We start from the raw sequence: 20,637 nt of genomic DNA on the forward strand, positions 1-20,637 counted from the left end.
GAGCCCGCCGGTCGAACTCACCCTCCGTGCGGGCGTCGTCACGGAGCCAGCGCGTCGATCGCCTTCACGATCCGCTTGTCGGAGACCGGGTACGCCGTGCCCAGCGCGTGGGCGAAATAGCTGACCCGCAGCTCCTCGATCATCCAGCGGATGTCCAGCACCTGCTGGGGAACCGGCCGGCCCTGCGGCAGCTGCTCCAGCAGCCACGCGTACTCGTCCTGCATCTCGTGGACCTTCTCCATACGGCTGGTGTCCCGCTGGACGCCGGTCGGCATCTGCTGCAGACGCCGGTCCGCGGCCACCAGGTAGCGCATGAGGTCGGGCAGGCGGCGCAGCCCCGCCCAGGTCACGAAGCCGGGTTTGACGAGGGCGTCCAGCTGCTTGCGCACGTCCGCCAGGTTCGCGAGCAGCACGGGGCTGCGTACGCCCTTCAGGCGGCGCTCACAGGCCTGCCAGGCCGCCAGGACCTGCTGCACCTGCCCGACCGTCCGCACCGTCGTGTCGACGATCTCCGCGCGCACCTTGTCGTAGAGCTTCCGGTACGACTCCTCGTCCCAGACCGGACCGCCGAAGTCGGCGATCAGCCGGTCCGCCGCCGCCATCGCGCAGTCGTCGAACAGGGCCTGGATCGAGCCGTGCGGATTCGCGGACAGCGCGAGCTTCTGGGCGTTCGTCAGCTTCTCGGATGCGAACTTTGCCGGGTTGACCGGGATGGTGCGCAGGATCAGCCGTCGCGTGCCCTTCCACATCGCCTCCGCCTGCTCCGCCTCCGTGTCGAACAGCCGCACGGACACGGTGTCCCCGTCGTCGACGAGCGCCGGGTACGCCTTCACCGGCTGGCCCGCGCGGCGGGTCTCGAAGACGCGGACGAGCGAGCCGATCGTCCAGTCCGTCAGGCCCGAGCGCTCCAGGGACTCGCCGCCCTGCCGTTCGGCGGTGGCCGCGGCCGCCTGCGAGATGGCCTGCCTCGCCTTCGGCCGCAGCCGGAGCTTCAGGGCCTCGAGGTCCTTGTCCTCGGCCAGCTTGCGGCGCCGCTCGTCGACGATCCGGAAGGTGATCCTCAGATGGTCGGGCAGCCGCGACCAGTCGAAGTCGTCGGCCTCGAACGGGACGCCGACCATGCGCTTCAGCTCCCGCGCCATGGTCGTCGTGAGCGGCTCCTGCAGGGGCACCGCCCGGTCCAGGAAGCGCTGCGCGAAGTTCGGCGCCGGCACGTAGTGGCGGCGGATCGGCTTGGGGAGGGAACGGATCAGCTCCGTGACGACCTGCTCCCGCAGACCCGGGATCTGCCAGTCGAAGCCCTCGTCCGTGACCTGGTTGAGGACGTGCAGCGGGATGTGGACGGTCACGCCGTCCGCGTCCGCGCCCGGCTCGAACTGGTACGTGACCCGGAACTTCAGCTGACCCTGCCGCCAGGAGTCCGGATAGTCCGCCTTGGTGACGGCCTCCGCCGACTCCCGGATGAGCATCTCCCGCTCGAAGTCCAGGTAGTCGGGCGTCTCGTGCCGTTTGCGCTTCCACCATGAGTCGAAGTGCGCGCCGGACACGACGTGTTCGGGCACCCGCTGGTCGTAGAAGTCGAACAGCGTCTCGTCGTCCACCACGATGTCCCGGCGCCGGGCGCGGTGTTCCAGCTCCTCGACCTCGCTGAGGAGCCGGCGGTTGTCGGCGAAGAACTTGTGGTGCGTGCGCCAGTCGCCTTCGACCAGCGCGTTGCGGATGAAGAGGTCGCGGGAGGTCTCCGGGTCGATCCGGCCGTAGTTGACCTTCCGCTGGGCGATGATCGGGACGCCGTACAGCGTGACCTTCTCGTCGGCCATCACGGCCGCTTGGTCCTTCTCCCAGCGTGGCTCGCTGTACGTCCGCTTCAGCAGGTGCCCGGCGAGCGGCTCGACCCACTCCGGCTCGATCCGCGCGTTGACGCGGGCCCACAGGCGGCTGGTCTCCACCAGCTCGGCGGACATCACGAAGCGGGGCTGCTTCTTGAAGAGGGCCGAGCCCGGGAAGATCGCGAACTTGGCGCTCCGCGCGCCCAGGTACTCGTTCTTGTTGCCGTCCTTCACGTCCTTCATGCCGATGTGCGACAGCAGCCCGGCGAGGAGCGAGACGTGGACACTCTGCTCGGGCGCGTCCTCCTCGTTCAGATGGATGCCCATCTGCTTGGCGACCGTGCGGAGCTGCGTGTAGATGTCCTGCCACTCGCGGATGCGCAGGAAGTTCAGGTACTCCTGCTTGCACATACGCCGGAAGGAGGAGGAGCCGCGTTCCTTCTGCTGCTCGCGGACGTACCGCCACAGGTTGAGATAGGCGAGGAAGTCGCTGGTCTCGTCCTTGAAGCGGGCGTGCTGCTGGTCGGCCTGGGTCTGCTTGTCGGCCGGACGCTCACGCGGGTCCTGGATGGACAGCGCGGCGGCTATCACCATGACCTCGCGCACACAGCCGTTCTTGTCGGCCTCCAGGACCATGCGGGCGAGGCGCGGGTCGACGGGCAGCTGGGCCAGCTTGCGGCCGGTCTGGGTGAGCCGTCGGCGGGGGTCCTTCTCGGCCGGGTCCAGCGCGTTCAGCTCCTGGAGCAGCTGCACGCCGTCGCGGATGTTGCGGTGGTCCGGCGGGTCGATGAAGGGGAACTTCTCGATGTCGCCGAGGCCCGCCGCGGTCATCTGGAGGATGACGCTGGCCAGGTTCGTCCGGAGGATCTCCGCGTCCGTGAACTCCGGGCGGGCGAGGAAGTCGTCCTCGTCGTACAGCCGGATGCAGATGCCGTCGCTGGTCCGGCCGCAGCGGCCCTTGCGCTGGTTGGCGCTGGCCTGCGAGATCGGCTCGATCGGCAGCCGCTGGACCTTGGTGCGGTGGCTGTAGCGGCTGATACGGGCGAAGCCGGGGTCGATGACGTACTTGATGCCGGGGACGGTCAGGGACGTCTCGGCCACGTTCGTCGCCAGAACGATCCTGCGGCCCGTGTGCTGCTGGAAGACCCGGTGCTGCTCGGCGTGCGACAGCCGGGCGTAGAGGGGCAGCACCTCCGTGAAGCGGTACTTCTTCTTCTCCAGCGCGTCGGCTGTGTCCCGGATCTCCCGTTCACCGGAGAGGAAGACGAGGATGTCGCCCTTCCCCTCGCCCATGAGTTCTTCCACGGCGTCGGTGATGGCGGTGATCTGGTCGCGGTCGGCGTCCTCGGAGTCCTCTTCGAGGAGCGGCCGGTAACGGACCTCCACCGGGTACGTGCGGCCGCTGACCTCGACGATGGGGGCCTCGCCGAAGTGCCGCGAGAAACGCTCCGGGTCGATGGTCGCCGAGGTGATGACGACCTTGAGGTCCGGGCGGCGGGGGAGCAGCTGGGCGAGATAGCCCAGCAGGAAGTCGATGTTGAGGGACCGCTCGTGGGCCTCGTCGATGATGATCGTGTCGTACGCGCGCAGCTCGCGGTCGGTCTGGATCTCCGCGAGCAGGATGCCGTCCGTCATCAGCTTGACGAAGGTGGCCTCCGGGTTCACCTGGTCGGTGAACCGCACCTTCCAGCCGACGGCCTCGCCGAGGGGCGTGGCGAGCTCCTCCGCGACCCGCTCCGCGACCGTGCGGGCGGCGATCCGGCGGGGCTGCGTGTGCCCGATCATGCCGCGCACGCCGCGCCCCAGCTCCAGACAGATCTTCGGGATCTGGGTGGTCTTGCCGGACCCGGTCTCACCGGCCACGATGACGACCTGGTGATCGCGGATGGCGGCCGCGATCTCGTCCTTCTTCTGGCTGACCGGAAGCTGCTCGGGGTAAGAGACGGCGGGCACCCGGCCGCGCCGCAGGGCCATCCGCTCCTCGACCTGCGCGACCTCCGCCTCGATCTCGGCGAGGACGGCGGCCCGGGCCTCCGGCTTGCGGATCTTGCGTGCGCCTTCGAGCCTGCGCCCGAGCCGGTGCGCGTCGCGCAGGGACAGCTCGGTCAGGCGGGGGGCGAGGTCGCCGAGGGCGGGAGTGCCCGGAGCGGAGGCGCCGGGAGTGGGGTGCGTAGACATACGCGATCCAGGATCTCATCTCGGCGAAAGAAGGGGCGAGTGCTTTTGGGCCGCCCCGTCCGACGCGCAGCGACGAAAACCCCCTCCGGTCGCCCGGAGGGGGTTTTCGTTCTTGTGGCTGGGGCCGGGGTCGAACCGGCGACCTATCGCTTTTCAGGCGATCGCTCGTACCAACTGAGCTACCCAGCCACGAGGTTTCACGTGAAACCTCAGCGGTCCTGACGGGATTTGAACCCGCGGCCTCCACCTTGACAGGGTGGCGAGCACTCCAAACTGCTCCACAGGACCCAGCTGTTGTGTACGACAGTGTCGCACACGGTGTTGCGTGCCCCCAACGGGATTCGAACCCGTGCTACCGCCTTGAAAGGGCGGCGTCCTAGGCCGCTAGACGATGAGGGCTATCGGCCCGCCTGGGCGCTTCTCAGCGCGTCGGGGACGTCATGAGCATATGGGATGGCGGGGGGTATCGCCAAAACGGTTTACGGGGCGGCCCTGGAGGCGGTTCCGGAGGGGCTGACGGGCAGGCCGGCGGAGGGGCTGAGCGGCGGGCTCGGGGAGGGAGTCGGAGAGGGGCTCGGGGACGGTGCGGCTCCGGGCAGGTTCTCCTTCGGGAGGTGGCGGCTGACCTCGGCCGTCGTCAGACCCAGGCCGCCGAGTCTGATCTCGTCCCAGGCCTGGAGGCGACGGGTGTCGCGGTCGAAGTAGAGGATCGACGCCTCGATGGGGTCCGGGTACTTGCCCTCGACGGCGCGCAGCCCGCTGCCGCCGGTCGAGCCCTCGACGCGCAACCGCGTGCCCTTCCGCATGACCTCCGTGTCCTCGTGGTGGAGGTGGCCCGCCAGGACGAGGGGCACCTCGCCGTCCGTGCCCCGGGCTGCGGAGGGCTCGTGGGCGATGGCCACGTCCGCCGGGGTTCCGGCGTCCCGCTGGGCGCGCAGGGCCTGGGCCAGCCGGGCGCCCGCCTCCTCCTGGGACTCCTCGGCGCCGGGCGCGGAGGAGCGGTCGGGGGTGAACTGGGGGTCGCCGACGCCGGCGAAGCGCAGCCCGGCGAGGGTGACCGCGCGGCCGTCGTCCAGGACGTGCACGTTCTTCATGCCCTCCAGGTAGCGCTGGGTGACGAGCGAGTCGTGGTTGCCCCTGACCCAGACGTACGGAGCGCCCAGCGTGGCGATGGGGTCCAGGAAGCCGTTCTCCGCCGCCGAGCCGTGGTCCATCGTGTCGCCGGAGTCGACGATCACGTCGACCTTGTACTGCTCCACGAGCGAGGCGATGATCTTCCAGCTCGCGGGGTTCAGATGGATGTCGGACACGTGCAGGACGCGGACCGTGGTCGGGTCGGGCTGGAAGGCGGGGAGCGTGGAGGTGACGTCGTAGAGCTTGGTCACGTTGGTGACCAGGCGGGCCAGCTCCTGCTGGTAGACGTCGAACTCGGTGACGATGCTGCGCGCGTTGCCGACGAGCGAGGGGGCGGAGGACAGCAGGCCCGAGAACCGCGGCTCCAGCACCGAGTCGGGGTTCCAGGTGGCCCACGCGGTCGCGCCCGAGGCGCCCAGCAGGGCCAGGGCGAGGCCGCCGGCGGCCAGGGCGCGGCGGGGGCGGCGGTAGACGGCGAGTCCGAGCGCGGTGGCGCCGGAGACCACGGCGACGCAGGAGCGGAGCGCGAGGTCGAGGGTGCCGTGCTCGATGTCACGGGCGACCTCGTCCTGGAGGCCGGACAGGCGTTCGGGGTGGTCGACGAGGGCCTGGGAGCGCTCGGGGTCGAGCTGGTCCACGTTCACGTCGAGGCGCACCGGGGCGATGTGGCTGTCCAGGCTCAACGCGCCGAGCGGGGAGATGTTGATCTTCGTGCCGCCGGTGACCGACGGGCGCAGGGTCATCGTCGTGTTCATGGGGCCGACGGACACGCGGACGTCCCCCACGATCAGCAGGCCGAGCCAGGCGCCGACGAGGACGACACCGGTCAGGCCGAGAGCGCGGCCCCAGGGGCGGGGACGGGCGGCGAGTTCGGGGACCGGGTTCCGGCTCCTGGCGGGCTTGCGGCGCTTGAGGACTGCGGTGGGGAGACGGGCACGGACCATTGGTGCCCTATGCCCCGGTCCGGGCGTCTGTATGCGGACGGTTCGTGACCTCCCCCCGGCCGCGTCGTACCGGACAATGGGCGTGTGCTGGAGATGACGCGCGAGGAGTTCGAGGAACTGGTCGCCGAGGCCCTGGACCGGATCCCGCCGGAGTTGACGCGACTGATGGACAACGTCGCGGTGTTCGTCGAGGACGAACCGACGGCGGACGATCCCGAGCTGCTCGGGCTGTACGAGGGGACTCCGCTGACCGACCGCGGGGAGTGGTACGCCGGTGTGCTGCCGGACCGGATCACGATCTACCGGGGGCCGACGCTGCGGATGTGCAAGACGCGGGAGGAGGTCGTCGCGGAGACGGAGGTCACGGTGGTGCACGAGATCGCCCACCACTTCGGCATCGACGACGCGCGGCTGCACGCCCTCGGCTACGGCTGAGCCGTACGGCAGAGGGGGCGCGCGTCGGCGCGTGTCCTCTTGCGGGCGCCGGGAGTTGGACACTCCGACTCCTTACGCCTGCCCCGGAGGTGGCCCCGTGCGCCCCTTGTACGTACCCGTTCGTCTGGCCGCGACGGTCCTGGCCGTCGCCGCCGCCGCCGGCTGCATGAGCGTGGGGCACGAGGAGGGCGGCCGGGCCAAGCCGTCGCACTCGGCGGGGCATCCGGGCGATGAGGCCCGCGGCGGGATCTCGGCGGGCTCCGGCGGCGGCTTCGGCGGCGGCGCCGGCGGCGACGGCAAGCACGGGCACGGGAAGGGCGCCAAGGGTGGGGCGGGCGCCTCGGCGGCGGCCTCGGCCCCGCCGTCCGCGGGCCGGAGCGCCCCGGCCCCGACGGGGGCGGCGCGGCCGGGGCAGAGCGAGCAGCCGGGGGCGCCGACGCCCACCGGGGCGCAGCCGCCCGCACCCACCCGCTCGCCGGACCCGGAGCCGCCCGCACCCACGCCGGAGCCGCCGTCGCCCACGCCGGAGCCGACGGTGGCCGAGCCCTCGTCCTCGGCGCACGAGGGCGACGGCGGCGCGGCGGCGCAGCTGCTGGACCGGGAACCGGCGCCGGAGGCGGGGTCACCCGCCTAGAGCCGCGCGCGGCCACCGGCGGGCTTGCTGTTCCCGACGGCTGCGCTGTCTTCTGGCGGATCCTGTTCTCGCGGCGCGTGCGCTGTCCTCGGCGCGCGCTGCTCCTGGTCGACTCACCGTCCCCGGTCGGTGTGCTGCTCCTGGTCGACTCGCCGCTCCTGGCGGGTGCGCTGTCCCTGGTCGACTCACCGTTTCCGGTCGGTGTGCTGCCCCTGGTCGACTCACCGTCCCCGGTCGGTGTGCTGCTCCTGGTCGGCTCGCTGTTCCCGGCGCGTGCGCCGTCCTTGGTCGGTCTGGTGCCCAGGGGCGTGCGCTGTCTCCGGTCGGTGTGCTGTCTCACGCCGGTGTGGGTCTCGGCACATCTGCGGGAGGGTCCCGGCGCATCGTGCGGCGGGGTGCCGGCGCGGGCCGTCGCCGTGGGTTCTCGATGCGGACCTTCGCGCCGCGTCGAAGTGGTCGCTGAGCTGCGGTGATGTGGCTCGGTTTGCCTTCGGTGGCCAGGGTGCTTATAGTGGTAGATCGTTTGATCCCATTTGCCCGGCGCCACCGCAGAGCGCGCCGTGTGGCGCGTACTCTCCCTTGCCGTGGCTGACCGCATAGAGGCGGTCGTAGTGCAATGCGAACACGGAGTTGACGGGCGCGTGCCGACTTGAGACTCCGGAAGGTTTCGCATTCGCATGTCCATTTCCAGTACTGATCACTCCGTCGTGCCCGAGAACAACGACGAGCCGATCACCCTCGAGGCGATCGAGGTCGCGGAGACCGTCGACACCGCCGAGGTCGTCGCCGAGATCGTCGAGGCCGTCGAGGCCGCCGAGGCCGTCGTCGAGACGCCCGAGGCCCCCGAGACCCCCGAACTGACCTTCGCCGACCTCGGGCTCCCCGAGGGCGTCGTGCGCAAGCTCGCGCAGAACGGCGTGACCAGCCCCTTCCCGATCCAGGCCGCGACCATCCCGGACGCCCTGGCCCGCAAGGACATCCTCGGCCGTGGCCGCACCGGCTCCGGCAAGACCCTCTCCTTCGGTCTGCCCACCCTGGCCACGCTGGCCGGCGGACACACCGAGAAGCGCAAGCCGCGCGCCGTCATCCTCACGCCCACGCGTGAGCTGGCGATGCAGGTCGCGGACGCGCTCCAGCCCTACGGCGACGTCCTCGGCCTGAAGATGAAGGTCGTCTGCGGCGGTACGTCGATGAGCAACCAGATCTACGCCCTGGAGCGCGGCGTCGACGTCCTCGTCGCCACCCCGGGCCGCCTGCGCGACATCATCAACCGCGGCGCCTGCTCCCTCGAGAACGTGCAGATCGCCGTCCTCGACGAGGCCGACCAGATGTCCGACCTGGGCTTCCTGCCCGAGGTGACCGAGCTGCTCGACCAGATCCCGGCCGGCGGCCAGCGCATGCTGTTCTCCGCCACGATGGAGAACGAGATCTCCACGCTGGTCAAGCGCTACCTGACCAACCCGGTCACGCACGAGGTCGACAGCGCCCAGGGCAACGTCACGACCATGTCGCACCACATCCTGATCGTGAAGCCCAAGGACAAGGCGCCGGTCACCGCCGCGATCGCCTCCCGCAAGGGCCGCACCATCATCTTCGTCCGCACCCAGCTCGGCGCCGACCGTATCGCCGAGCAGCTGCGCGACTCCGGTGTGAAGGCGGACGCGCTGCACGGCGGCATGACCCAGGGCGCGCGGACCCGCACGCTGGCGGACTTCAAGGACGGTTACGTCAACGCGCTCGTCGCGACCGACGTCGCCGCCCGCGGTATCCACGTCGACGGCATCGACCTGGTGCTCAACGTGGACCCGGCCGGCGACCACAAGGACTACCTGCACCGCGCGGGCCGCACCGCGCGGGCCGGCCGCACCGGCACGGTCGTCTCGCTCTCGCTGCCGCACCAGCGCCGTCAGATCTTCCGTCTGATGGAGGACGCGGGCGTCGACGCCGGGCGTCACATCATCCAGGGCGGCGCGGCCTTCGACCCGGAGGTCGCCGAGATCACCGGCGCCCGTTCGATGACCGAGGTCCAGGCCGAGTCCGCGGGCAACGCGGCGCAGCAGGCCGAGCGCGAGGTCGCCCAGCTCACCAAGGAGCTGGAGCGCGCGCAGCGGCGGGCGACCGAGCTGCGCGAGGAGGCCGACCGTCTGGTGGCCCGCGTGGCGCGCGAGCGTGGCGAGGACCCGGAGGCGGCCGTCGTCGCGGCCGCCGAGGCGCTCGTCGAGCAGAACACCGTGACGGAGGCGCCGGCCGAGGCCGCGGTCGCCGAGCAGCCCGCCGAGCGACCCGCGTACGAGCAGCCGCGTCAGCGTCGTGACGAGCGGGGCAACTACGAGCGCCGTGACGACCGCCGTGACGACCGCGGTGGCCGTTCCTTCGAGCGTCGTGACGACCGCGGCGGCTTCAACCGTGACGACCGCGGCGGCTTCAACCGTGACCGCCGTGACGGCGACCGTGGCGGCTTCCGCCGTGACGACCGCCGTGACGACCGCGGTGGCCGTTCCTTCGAGCGTCGTGACGACCGCGGCGGCTTCAACCGCGACCGCCGTGACGACCGTGGCGGCGCCGGCCGTGACGACCGTGGCGGCCGTTCCTTCGAGCGTCGTGACGAGCGTCCCGCGGGCGGCTTCAACCGCGACCGCCGCGACGACCGCCGTGACGAGCGTCCTTCCGGAGGCTTCCGCCGCGACGACCGTCCCGCGGGCGGCTTCAGCCGTGACCGCCGTGACGAGCGTCCCTCCGGTGGCTTCCGCCGCGACGACCGTCAGTCGGGCGGCTTCAACCGCGACCGCCGTGACGACCGTCCGTCGACCCACCGTGGCAGCGACCGTCCGTTCAACCGTGACCGTCGCGACGACCGCCCGGGCTTCCGCTCCGGCGGCCACGACCGCCCGTTCGGCCGCCGTGACGACCACCGCGGCACCGGCACCGGCTCCGGCACGGCCGGCCGCCGTGACGACAAGCCGCGCTGGAAGCGCAACGGCTGACGCCGGCCCAGGTGACTGAACGCCGTGGCCCCCACCGGATTCCGGTGGGGGCCACGGCGTTCTCGGCGTTCGGGGTAACCCCTTTCCCCCGTGCTGCGGGCCGACTGTAGGATCAGCCGACTTGTGAGACGGATGTGAAGGCCGGGGGGCCGGGGACCGTGGACGCCCAGAGGCGCCGGGTCCCGTCCGTCTCCGTTCCCGGGGAGGGACCCTCTTGGCTCGTCATGGCTCCGCACGTCTGCGTCTCGTCGCCGCCTCCGCCGTCCTGGCGGCCGGACTGACCCCGCTGCTGCCGTCGACGGCGGTCGCGGACACTCCACAGGAGACGGTGGTTCCGGCCGCGTTGCGCAGCACGTACACGGAGGGCGCGCTGTTCGGAGGATGGCGGCCCTACGGGGAGGTCGAGGCCGGCGGCCAGGGCGTGTTCCACACCCTGGAGAACTCCGGGCTGGTCTGGACGCGCTACTCGGACGGCACGTCCACCGAGGTCGTCAAGCCGACCGGGTACCGCACGTGGGGGGTGGCCGGCGGTGACACGCTCGCCTTCTACTACGGCGGCGACGGCACCCCCGACCGGGTCCGGCTGTGGAACGCGGCCGACGGCACCACCCGTACCGTCCAGGCGCCGTCCGAGGACACCGTGGTGATCGCCGCCTACGCCGACCTGGTGGTCGCGAAGACGCAGGCGGCCGACGGCACCACGGAGGAGTGGCAGAAGCACCTGCTGCTCCCGGACACCGACGGCACCACGCGCGACATACCGGTCACCGGACTCCCCGAGGGCACGCGGCTGGGCAACCCGCTCGGCGGGAACGCGGACGCGGTGTTCTTCGGTGCCGTGAAGGACGGGGGGTCCCTGATCGTCCAGGTCGACCGCGCGACCGGACAGGTCACCGGGTGGACCCCGCCGGTCCCCGCGGGCTACGCCAGGGCGAAGGCGACCGACGAGCACCTGCTCGTGTACAGCCACGACACCCCGACCGTCCTGGTGTACGACACGGCCGACCTGTCCGCCGCACCGGTCGAGGTCGCACCGGGCGGCCCCGGTGCCGTGAATTCGGGGCAGGACCTCGCCGTCGTGGGCGACTGGATCGTGCAACAGCCCGGTGTCAACGGGCCGGTGACCGCCACGCCTCTCGCGGGCGGTCCCACCGTCACGTTGCTTGCCTCGTCCTTCGCGGGCATGGCCAACGTCGCCGACGGCACCGCCGTCGTCGTGGGCCGTACCCCGGCCGCCACCGACGACTGGGGTGTCCAGCGCATCCAGCCCGGCCCCGACGGCACCCCGGTCGTCACCCAGGTCAAAGCCCTGCCCAAACCGGCGTTGAAGATCCAGGGCCTCTCCCTGAGCGGCGGGAACCTGATCGCCGCGGACTACCGGTACACCGACTCCCGGGCCGTCACCGCCCGGACCGTCGACGCGACCGGAACCCCGGCCTTCGGCGCGGGCGACCGGTGGAACTTCGCCCTCGCGGGCTGCGCGGACGGCGACCCCGACTGCGCCGCGTTCCGGCCGACCGGCGACGGGCGGATCGCCTGGGTCGAACACGGCGCGGACAACGACCGGATCAGAGTCGACGGGCCGGGCGACGCGTCCGACTCCTGGACGCGCTCCGATCTGCCGAAGGGCGGCCGCCTCACGGACGTCTCCGGCCGGTTCGTGATCTACACGGGCGCCACCCGGCAGTACGTCTTCCGCGTCGGCGGCACCGGTGTCGCGACCGTCACCCGCACCCCCGGCGCCGCCGCCCTGTCCGGCGACACCCTGTGGACCCCGGGTACGGCCCCGGGAACCCTCACGGCGTACGACCTCACGGCCGGGAGGACCACGGAGACGGTCACCACCGACGCCGGCTGCACCCCGACCGACCTCGAGGCGCTGGGACGCTGGATCTACTGGACCTGCGACGAGCGGGCGGGCGTCTACGACCGTACGGCGAAGAAGTCCGTGCCGGTGCCGGCCGACGAGGCCGCCCTCGGCGACGGGTACGTCGTCACGCACGACAGGCGCGACGGGAAGCTGGTCCTCACCACGGTGACCGACGGCGCCCCCGCGAGCCGGGTCATCGGCGATCTGCCCGACACGGGCGTCTCGCAGCGCGGCCTGCGCTGGACCGTCGACAGGGCCGGGGCGAACGCGGCCTACGTCGACGACCGGGAGCGGGTGCACCTGGTGCCCTCGGGCGTGCCGCAGCAGCCGCTGCGGCAGCTGGAGCCCGCCCAGAGCGTGTCCCAGACCTCTCGCGGCAGCAGCACCCTCACGACGGTGCTGCTGTCGAAACCGGCCGCGAGCTGGGACCTGGACGTGCGCAGCAAGGCGACGGGCAAACTCGTCGGCGGCACGGACGGCGGGGCGGTGCGCGGTGCGCTGAAGGTCGACTGGAACGCCACCGATTCCTCCGGGGTGAGGCCTCTTCCCAACGGCTTCTACGACTGGACCCTGACCGTCGGCCCCGTCGACGGCGTCGGCGCGCCCCTCCAGGTGCGGGGCACCCTGCGCCAGGTGAACGGCAGTGCCGTGTTCCACGACTGGGTGGGGCCGGGAGCGAAGCCGGACGGTGCGGGCGACCTCCTGACCATGCCCTCCTCGGGTGTGCTGACCTACCAGCAGGGCACGGGCCAGGGCACGTTCGCCGGCCAGGTCAGCGGCAGCGGCTGGCCGGCCGGCATCAGGGCGGTGCCCATCGGCGACCTGAGCGGGGACAACTGCAACGACGTTCTGGTGCGGCTGAGCAGCGGGGCGCTGCGGCTGTACCGGACGGGCTGCGGTGCCGCGTTGTCGCCGAAGGCGCCGTACACGACCGTCGGGACGAGCGGCTGGACCCAGTTCGACGTCCTGACCTCGCCGGGTGACGTCACGAAGGACGGCCGCCCGGACCTGATCGCCCGCAACCCGTCGACCGGCCGGGTCTACCTCTACAAGGGGACGGCCGCCGGGACGCTGGCGGCGCCCGTGAAGCTCTACGACGACTGGAAGACGTACAAGAAGATCGTCGGGGTCGGGGACCTCAACGGTGACGGCGTCGGCGATCTGATCGCCCAGGACAAGTCGAACAACCTGTACCGCTACATCGGGACCGGCAAGGGGACCTTCACGGCGCGGGTGAAGCTGTTCGCGAACTGGGGCGCGTCCTACAACGCGGTCGCCGGGGCCGGGGACATCACGGGGGACGGGAAGGCCGACCTCGTGGTGCGGGACACCGCGGGCGGGCTGTACCGGCTGCCCGGCACCGGGACGGGCACATTCGGGGCCCGGGTCAAGATCGGCGCGGGCTGGCAGAACTACAAGGGCATTTTCTAGCCAAGTTGTGACGTGTGTCACGCCCCCGGCGAGGGAATTGCTGGGGGCATGACAGATGACGGCACAGCGGGTCGGCAGTCTCCCGGGAAACTCTCGGACGAAGAGCTGCTGGCCGAACTCGGTTACACCCAGGTCCTCGCCCGCCGCATGTCGGCGTTCTCCAACTACGCGGTCTCCTTCACGATCATCTCGGTCCTGTCGGGCTGTCTGACGCTGTATCTGTTCGGCATGAACACGGGCGGCCCGGCGGTGATCACCTGGGGTTGGGTCGCCGTGGGGCTGATGACCCTGTTCGTCGGCCTGTCCATGGCCGAGATCTGCTCGGCATACCCGACGTCGGCGGGCCTCTACTTCTGGGCGCACCGGCTGGCGCCCCCGCGGTCGGCGGCGGCCTGGGCCTGGTTCACGGGCTGGTTCAACGTGCTGGGCCAGGTGGCGGTGACGGCGGGCATCGACTTCGGCGCCGCCTCCTTCCTCGGCGCCTATCTGAACCTCCAGTTCGACTTCGAGGTGACACCCGGCCGGACGGTCCTGCTCTTCGCCGGGATCCTGGTGCTGCACGGACTGCTGAACACCTTCGGGGTGCGGATCGTCGCCCTCCTCAATAGCGTGAGCGTGTGGTGGCACGTGCTGGGCGTGGGCGTCATCGTCGGGGCGCTGGCCTTCGTCCCCGACACGCATCAGTCGACGTCCTTCGTGTTCGGCGAGTTCGTCAACAACACCGGCTGGGGCAGCGGGGTGTACGTCGTCCTGCTCGGTCTGCTGATGGCCCAGTACACCTTCACCGGCTACGACGCCTCCGCCCACATGACCGAGGAGACGCACGACGCCTCGACGGCAGGCCCCCGGGGGATCGTGCGGTCCATCTGGACCTCGTGGATCGCGGGCTTCGTGCTGCTGCTCGGCTTCACGTACGCCATCCAGTCCTACGACGCCGCGCTCGGTTCCCCGACCGGCGCGCCGCCCGCCCAGATCCTGCTCGACGCGCTCGGCGCGACCGCGGGCAAGCTGTTGCTCCTGGTGGTGATCGGCGCCCAGCTGTTCTGCGGGATGGCCTCGGTGACCGCCAACAGCCGCATGATCTACGCCTTCTCGCGGGACGGCGCCCTGCCGTTCTCGCACATCTGGCACACGGTCAGCCCGCGCACCCGCACCCCTGTCGCGGCGGTCTGGCTGGCGGCTGGCGGCGCGCTGGTGCTGGGGCTGCCGTACCTGATCAACGTGACCGCGTACGCGGCCGTCACCTCGATCGCCGTCATCGGCCTCTACATCGCGTACGTCATCCCGACCCTGCTGCGCGTCCGCAAGGGCGAGGCCTTCGTGCGGGGACCGTGGCACCTGGGCCGGTGGTCGAAGGCGATCGGCGTGGTGTCGGTGGCGTGGGTGGCCGTCATCACCGTCCTGTTCATGCTGCCCCAGGTCTCCCCGGTCACCTGGGAGACCTTCAACTACGCCCCGGTCGCCGTCCTCGTCGTGCTGGGGTTCGCGGGCGGGTGGTGGCAGGTCTCCGCCCGCACCTGGTTCCTCGATCCCACGCATGAACGGACCATCGCCCGCGAGGCGGCACGGGCCGGGGCTTCCGCCGAACTGCCCGACCGGTGACCGATCTCGACCGCTTCGCGTCGTCCGGCGCGCCCGTGTCTCCGATACCCGATCGGAGACACGGCCACGTCCGGCTATGCTCGGGGAGGCAACATCGCCTGGGCCCTTAGCTCAATTGGCAGAGCAGTGGACTTTTAATCCATTGGTTGTGGGTTCGAGTCCCACAGGGCCTACCGGCGGCGAGGCGGGGGGCATCCCCTTCCGGCCCGAGACGCGGCGCCCGGTCGACTTCGGTCGACCGGGCGCCGCTTCCGTTCTCCGGGCGGGCCGGCGCGTGCGCGCGGGTGCGGGCCCGCCCCCGGCGCGGCGGCGGGCCGTCGGGTCAGTGGTCGGAGTAGCTGAAGTCGCCGATCGTCCAGGCGCTGACGTCCTCGATCGCCACGCGGTACATCCCGCCCGTCTCGGGGATGCCCACCGTGCCCTGGAGGATCCGGGCGACGTGGAAGTGCAGATGCGTCGGTGGTCCGTCCTTCTTCGCTGGGGTGTCGAAGACGGCGGAGAACTCGCCCAGGCGGGCGGAGTCCGTCAGCACCTCGGACACCCTCTGCCGCCAGGTGGCTTCGGGAGCCAGTCGACCGGTGATGACGGCCCCACCGGTGACCACGGTCAGGGGCATCTGGTTGCTCTGCTCGGATTCCACAAGGGCGGCGATGTCAACGATCAGCTCGTCAGGCTTCGGCATGAGATCGGATTCTATGCACCGACCCGTCCGGGACGGACCCGCGGGGACTTCGATCATGCCGTGCGCCCGCCGGGCCGCAGGGCCGCAGGGCGCCTGCCGGGGGCGCCGACCGGTCGGGCCGGGGCGGACGGCGGGCGCTGCGGGGCCGGGGCCGGGAGTACGGTGGCGTTACCGAGCGCACTTCGCACGCCGTCATCCGTTTCGGCGTCGCCCTCGGGGAACGGCAATGCCGGAGCACCGCGTGCCCGGCCGGAAATGAGCCTCCCCATGAGCCTGATGAGTCTCGGAGTACTCGCCTCCTCGCGCAAGGAGAACGAGTTCCGCCTCCCGCTGCACCCCCGTCACCTCGACCGGATCGCCCCGGACGTCCGCGAGCGGATCTTCCTCGAACAGGGCTACGGCCTGCGGTTCGGCGTGGCCGACGACGCCCTGCGACCACTCGTGGCCGGGCTGCGCTCCCGCGAGCGGATCCTCGCCGAGAGCGACATCGTGCTGCTGCCCAAACCCCTGCACGAGGACATCGCCGAACTGCGCGCGGGCCAGGTGCTGTGGGGATGGCCGCACTGTGTGCAGGACGAGAAAATGACCCAGGCCGCCATCGACCGCCGGCTGACCCTGGTCGCCTGGGAGGCCATGAACCACTGGACCTCCACGGGCGCCTTCAGCGTCCACGTGTTCCACAAGAACAACGAGCTCGCCGGCTACTGCTCGGTGCTGCACGCCCTCCAGCTCGGCGGGCTGACCGGCAGCTACGGGCGCCGCCTGCGCGCGGTGGTCATCAGCTTCGGCGCCACGGCGCGCGGAGCGGTCACGGGGCTGGGCGCCATGGGGGTTTCCGACGTCACGGTGCTCACCCAGCGCGCCGCCGCGGCGGTGGCCTCGCCGATGCCGTCGGTCGTGATGGGCCACTTCGAGGAGCAGGAGGACGACCCGACGCGGCTGCGGGCGTTCACCGCGGCGGGTTCCGTGCCGCTGGCGGAGTACCTGGCCGGGTTCGACATCATCGTCAACTGCGTTCTCCAGGACACCGACGCGCCGCTCACGTTCGTCACCGAGGAGGAACTGGCGCTGTTCCGGCCGGGGACCTTCTTCGTCGACGTCGCCTGCGACGAGGGCATGGGCTTCGCCTGGGCCCGCCCGACCACCTTCGGCGATCCCATGCCCACCGTGGGGGCGGGGTGCCACTACTACGCGGTGGATCACAGCCCGTCCCATCTGTGGAACTCCGCCACCTGGGAGATCAGCGAGGCGCTCCTGCCCTACCTGCGCACGGTCATGAGCGGGCCCGCGGCCTGGGACGCCGACCCCACGGTCCGCAAGGCCATCGAGATCCGCGACGGGGTCGTCCAGAACCCGAAGATCCTCTCCTTCCAGCACCGGGCGGCCGCCTATCCGCACCTCCCCGAGGCCCAGGCCGCTCCACCGACCGCACAGGCATGAATGAACATGCCGATGTTCATTCGAACACCCGCATGATAGAAATGCCGTCATGGATGTCGCGGACCGTCTCGACCTGACCCTTCGCCTCGTGCAGGGGCACGGCCAGGACCAAGGACAGGGGCAGGCGCGGGTCTCGGTCGCCGAGCTCGCCCAGCGGCTCGGGGTCTCGGAGATGACCGTGCGCCGCGACCTCGACGTGCTGGAGCGGCAGGGGCTGGTGCGCCGCGTGCACGGCGGGGCGGTCGCCGGGCGCCCGCGCGAGGAGGGCGGTGGCTTCGAGGCCCGGCAGGCGTGGCAGGCGGCGACGAAGGACCGGCTCGGCGCGGCCGTCGCCGGCCTCGTCGAGCCGGGGTCACGGGTGCTGCTGGACGCCGGGACCACGACCGTCCACGTGGCGGAACACCTCGCCGCGCGGGGCCCGCTGACCGTCGCCGTGCTCAGTCTCCAGGCCGCGGTGCGGCTCGCCGACCGGCCCGGCATCGACCTGCTGGTCGTCGGCGGCCGGTCCCGCCCGGGCGAGCGGTCCCTCGTCGGGCCGCTGGCCCTGCGCACCCTCGAATCCCTGGCCTTCGACGTGTTCGTGATGTCGATCGGCGGGGTGCACGCCGTGCACGGCTGGTCGGAGTTCTCCCTCGACGACGCGGCCGTCAAGCAGGCGGGACTCGGCCAGGCGGCCCGCACGGTCGCCGTCGCCGACGCCACCAAGCTGGGTGTGCGCGCGTTCAGCCAGGTCGCCCCGCTCGACGCCGTGCACTCCTTCGTCACCGACGCCGCCGCGGCGGACTCCGCCACCCATCCCGGCGGCCCGCAGACCCTGGACGCCCTGCGTGAGGCCGGCGTCGAGACCCGGCTGGCCTGAACCCACCCGAGGAGACCCCGTGAAACCGCTGATGATCCTGGTCGCCGGCCCGTACCGTGCGGGCACCGGCGACGACCCCGCGAAGCTCGCGGCCCATGTGCGCGCCATGAACGAGGTCGCCCTCGTCCTGTTCCGCGCCGGGCATCTGCCCGTCACCGGCGAGGCGCTCGCGCTGCCGCTGCTGGAGGCGGCGGGCGGCGCGGCCCCTGGCGACCCGCTCTTCGACGAGCTCTTCCACCCCGTCGCCGAACGCCTGCTGGAGCGCTGCGACGCGGTGCTGCGCATCGGCGGTCCCTCGCAGGGCGCCGACCGGATGACCGCGCTGGCCCGCGCTCAGGGCAAGCCGGTCTACGCCGACCTCGCCGCCGTTCCCGACGCCACCGCAACTCCTGTCGAAGGCCGCCGATGACCGAGTACGTCGACACCCCGCCCGCCCCCGCGTCCGGCTCCCACCACGCCCCGTCCCGCCCCGCCCCCGGCACCCCCGGCATCGACGTCCCCGACCCCCGCGGCCGGACCGGGCTCGACCGCCACGGACGCGACCTCACCGGCAACGACCGGGTCCGCGTCGTCGACGTCGAGGTCCTCGCCTGCGACTGGTCCGTCCTGCGCCGCACCACCTTCGACTACCGGCACAGCGACGGTCACTGGAGCCGCGAACAGCGCGAGACGTACGACAGGGGCGACGGCGCCACGATCCTGCTCTACGACCCCGACCGCCGTACCGTCCTGCTCACCCGGCAGTTCCGGCTGCCCGCGTACGTCAACGGACATCCGGACGGCATGCTGCTGGAGGCCGCCGCCGGACTCCTGGACGGCGACGACCCGCGCGAGGCGATCCGCCGCGAGGCGGCCGAGGAGACCGGCCGGGCGGTGCACGACGTCGAGCACGTCTTCGACGCGTTCATGAGCCCCGGCTCGGTCACCGAGCGCCTCAGCTTCTTCGCCGCCCCCTACGACGCCTCCGCCCCCGGCGCCGACACGGCGGGCGTGGCGGCCGAGGGAGAGGACATCGCGGTCGTCGAACTCCCCTTCACCGAGGCTCTCGGCCTCGTCCGCACCGGCGCGATCGCGGACGCGAAGACCATCATGCTGCTCCAATGGGCCGCGCTGGACGGACCGTTCGGACCGCCGGCGGTCAGCCCACGCTGAGCCCGGTGAGGTCCGCCAGCGGCAGTGTGTGCTGGGTCTGGAGGACCTTGGCGCGCAGGTAGCGGACGTTGTGCGGGGTCGTGAAGACACCGGTCGGGACACGGTCGCGGACGTCGATGCCCAGGTCGCGCAACTGACCCGCCTTGTCGGGGTTGTTGGACAGCAGGTCCAGGCTCGTGATGTCCAGGGCGCGCAGCATCTGGGCGGCGGCCGTGTAGTCGCGGTCGTCCTCGGGCAGGCCGAGGGCGGCGTTCGCCTCGTAGGTGTCCAGGCCCTGGTCCTGGAGGGCGTACGCGTCCAGCTTGTTGTAGAGGCCGATGCCGCGGCCCTCCTGGCGGAGGTAGAGCAGGACGCCGCCCGTCCCGGCTATGCGCTCGACCGCCTCGCGCAGCTGCGGCCCGCAGTCGCACCGGGCGGAGCCGAAGACGTCGCCGGTCAGGCACTCGGAGTGCAGCCGGACCAGGGGAGTGACGCCGGGCGCGGGGGCGCCGAGGACGACGGCGACGTGCTCCTGGCCGTCGGCGAGTCCGTGGAAGGTGACCAGTTCGGCGTCGACGGAGTAGCCGTCGGGGAAGCGCAGCGGTACCCGGACGCGGGCGCGCGGGGTGGCGGCGGGGGTGTCGGGCATGCGGTCTCCCGGGTCCGGAGGACGGTGGCAAGGCGGCACTGTCCCGCCTTGTGCTTCAGATTTGAAGCAGATCCAACGAGTCGCGACCCTACCTCATGCTTTAAATTTGAAGCAACTGATGTGTGACGCCTCTCACGGGGCCGCGATCGGGCGGTTGCGGGCAGGTGGCCGTGGTCAGGCGGTCGCGGTCGCGCGGTTGCGGGCAGGCGGTCGCTCGCACCGGGGCACGCGAGGCCGCGCTCCCGGTGCGGCGCCCCGGCCGCGGTCACGGGGTTCCGGAGCAGGGGGACGAGCGGCGGCGCCAGGGGAGGTCCTCCGGTGCCGTCTCGTTCCCGTCCTTCTCCTGGAAACCGCGCGCGACCTGCGTGAAGATCTCCTCCAGCTGTCCCACCTGCTCGGGGGTGAGCCGGTCGAAGAGGGCCGTGCGGACCGTCTCGACATGGCCGGGCGCCACGTTCTCCAGCACCGTCATGCCCTCGTCCGTCAGCACCGCGACGCTGCCGCGCTTGTCCCACTGGCAGTCCTCGCGCCGCACCAGCCCGTCCTTCTCCAGCCGGGACACCGCGTAGGTCAGCCGGCTGCGGGTGATCTTCAGCCGCTCCGCGAGGTCGGTCATCCGCAGCCGCCGCTCCGGGATGTCGGAGAGGTTGGCGAGGATGGAGTAGTACAGGTGGGGCATGCCGGCCTCCTGCTGGAGCTGCCGGTCGATCGCGTCGTCGAGGAGGAGGTGGCCGGCCACGAACGCGCGCCAGGCGCGTTGCTCCTCGGGGGTGAGCCAGCGAGTCGTCATGCACCCAGTGTAAGTTTGTTTCAAACTTGAACCAAGACCACCGTC

Annotated in this window: 15 protein-coding genes and 4 tRNA genes; 11 read left to right on the forward strand and 8 right to left on the reverse strand. The window is 71.6% G+C overall.

Translation table 11 applies throughout. From position 1 onward, the window contains the following. Positions 1–38: 38 nt before the first annotated feature. The 5 genes from hrpA to J2X68_RS19295 all read right to left on the reverse strand — a co-directional run bounded on the left by hrpA (position 39) and on the right by J2X68_RS19295 (position 6,085). On the reverse strand, positions 39–4,007 hold the full coding sequence (hrpA, locus tag J2X68_RS19275; protein ID WP_310433771.1) for an ATP-dependent RNA helicase HrpA: 3,969 nt from the start codon (positions 4,005–4,007) through the stop codon (positions 39–41). 115 nt (positions 4,008–4,122) lie between these two features. Continuing rightward, positions 4,123–4,196, reverse strand: a tRNA-Phe gene (locus J2X68_RS19280). A gap of 24 nt (positions 4,197–4,220) precedes the next feature. Next, positions 4,221–4,295 (reverse strand) — tRNA-Asp (locus tag J2X68_RS19285). Positions 4,296–4,333: 38 nt separating this feature from the next. Beyond that, positions 4,334–4,406 (reverse strand) — tRNA-Glu (locus J2X68_RS19290). Positions 4,407–4,486: 80 nt separating this feature from the next. After that, positions 4,487–6,085: a metallophosphoesterase gene (locus J2X68_RS19295; protein WP_310433772.1), complete on the reverse strand. Its 1,599-nt coding sequence runs from the start codon at positions 6,083–6,085 to the stop codon at positions 4,487–4,489. 84 nt (positions 6,086–6,169) lie between these two features. On the opposite strand from J2X68_RS19295, the gene J2X68_RS19300 reads away from it, so the two are divergent. From J2X68_RS19300 to J2X68_RS19330, 7 genes are all read left to right on the forward strand, one after another. Continuing rightward, a complete protein-coding gene (locus tag J2X68_RS19300; RefSeq protein ID WP_310433773.1) occupies positions 6,170–6,520 on the forward strand; it encodes a metallopeptidase family protein in 351 nt (116 codons plus the stop codon). A 97-nt stretch (positions 6,521–6,617) separates the two neighbouring features. Then, a complete protein-coding gene (locus tag J2X68_RS19305; RefSeq protein WP_310433774.1) occupies positions 6,618–7,154 on the forward strand; it encodes a hypothetical protein in 537 nt (178 codons plus the stop codon). 77 nt (positions 7,155–7,231) lie between these two features. Beyond that, positions 7,232–7,627: a hypothetical protein gene (locus tag J2X68_RS19310; RefSeq protein WP_310433775.1), complete on the forward strand. Its 396-nt coding sequence runs from the start codon at positions 7,232–7,234 to the stop codon at positions 7,625–7,627. A 204-nt stretch (positions 7,628–7,831) separates the two neighbouring features. Then, positions 7,832–10,138 carry a DEAD/DEAH box helicase gene (locus tag J2X68_RS19315; RefSeq protein WP_310433776.1) on the forward strand — a complete coding sequence of 769 codons (2,307 nt, stop codon included), beginning with the start codon at positions 7,832–7,834 and terminating at the stop codon, positions 10,136–10,138. Between the two features lie 214 nt (positions 10,139–10,352). Beyond that, positions 10,353–13,439, forward strand: coding sequence for a VCBS repeat-containing protein (locus J2X68_RS19320; RefSeq protein WP_310433777.1), 3,087 nt, complete (start codon positions 10,353–10,355; stop codon positions 13,437–13,439). A gap of 48 nt (positions 13,440–13,487) precedes the next feature. Then, positions 13,488–15,041, forward strand: a complete 1,554-nt coding sequence (locus tag J2X68_RS19325; protein ID WP_310433778.1) for an amino acid permease — start codon at positions 13,488–13,490, stop codon at positions 15,039–15,041. A gap of 100 nt (positions 15,042–15,141) precedes the next feature. Beyond that, positions 15,142–15,214 (forward strand) — tRNA-Lys (locus tag J2X68_RS19330). A gap of 149 nt (positions 15,215–15,363) precedes the next feature. Here the strand turns inward: J2X68_RS19330 and J2X68_RS19335 are convergent. Beyond that, entirely contained in the window at positions 15,364–15,723 is a 360-nt protein-coding gene (locus J2X68_RS19335) for a hypothetical protein (RefSeq protein WP_310433779.1), read from the reverse strand. A 267-nt stretch (positions 15,724–15,990) separates the two neighbouring features. Between J2X68_RS19335 and J2X68_RS19340 the strand changes: the two genes are divergently transcribed. The 4 genes from J2X68_RS19340 to J2X68_RS19355 are packed head-to-tail and all read left to right on the forward strand — an operon-like array spanning position 15,991 to position 19,174. Further along, the gene (locus tag J2X68_RS19340; RefSeq protein WP_310433780.1) at positions 15,991–17,163 is read left to right on the forward strand and encodes a N(5)-(carboxyethyl)ornithine synthase; all 1,173 of its coding nucleotides are present in this window, start codon (positions 15,991–15,993) and stop codon (positions 17,161–17,163) included. A 49-nt stretch (positions 17,164–17,212) separates the two neighbouring features. After that, entirely contained in the window at positions 17,213–18,022 is an 810-nt protein-coding gene (locus tag J2X68_RS19345) for a DeoR/GlpR family DNA-binding transcription regulator (protein ID WP_310433781.1), read from the forward strand. 31 nt (positions 18,023–18,053) lie between these two features. Further along, positions 18,054–18,431, forward strand: coding sequence for a DUF4406 domain-containing protein (locus J2X68_RS19350; protein ID WP_310433805.1), 378 nt, complete (start codon positions 18,054–18,056; stop codon positions 18,429–18,431). Continuing rightward, on the forward strand, positions 18,428–19,174 hold the full coding sequence (locus tag J2X68_RS19355; protein WP_310433782.1) for an NUDIX domain-containing protein: 747 nt from the start codon (positions 18,428–18,430) through the stop codon (positions 19,172–19,174). The genes J2X68_RS19350 and J2X68_RS19355 overlap by 4 nt, the downstream gene beginning before the upstream one ends. On the opposite strand, the gene ribA is transcribed toward J2X68_RS19355, so the two are convergent. Continuing rightward, on the reverse strand, positions 19,161–19,802 hold the full coding sequence (ribA, locus tag J2X68_RS19360; protein WP_310433783.1) for a GTP cyclohydrolase II: 642 nt from the start codon (positions 19,800–19,802) through the stop codon (positions 19,161–19,163). The two genes, J2X68_RS19355 and ribA, sit on opposite strands and share 14 nt — an antisense overlap. 265 nt (positions 19,803–20,067) lie before the next feature. Further along, a complete protein-coding gene (locus tag J2X68_RS19365) occupies positions 20,068–20,592 on the reverse strand; it encodes a MarR family transcriptional regulator (protein ID WP_310433784.1) in 525 nt (174 codons plus the stop codon). Positions 20,593–20,637 lie beyond the last annotated feature (45 nt).

This window comes from Streptomyces sp. 3330 (genome assembly GCF_031456635.1).
Classification (GTDB): Bacteria; Actinomycetota; Actinomycetes; order Streptomycetales; family Streptomycetaceae; genus Streptomyces.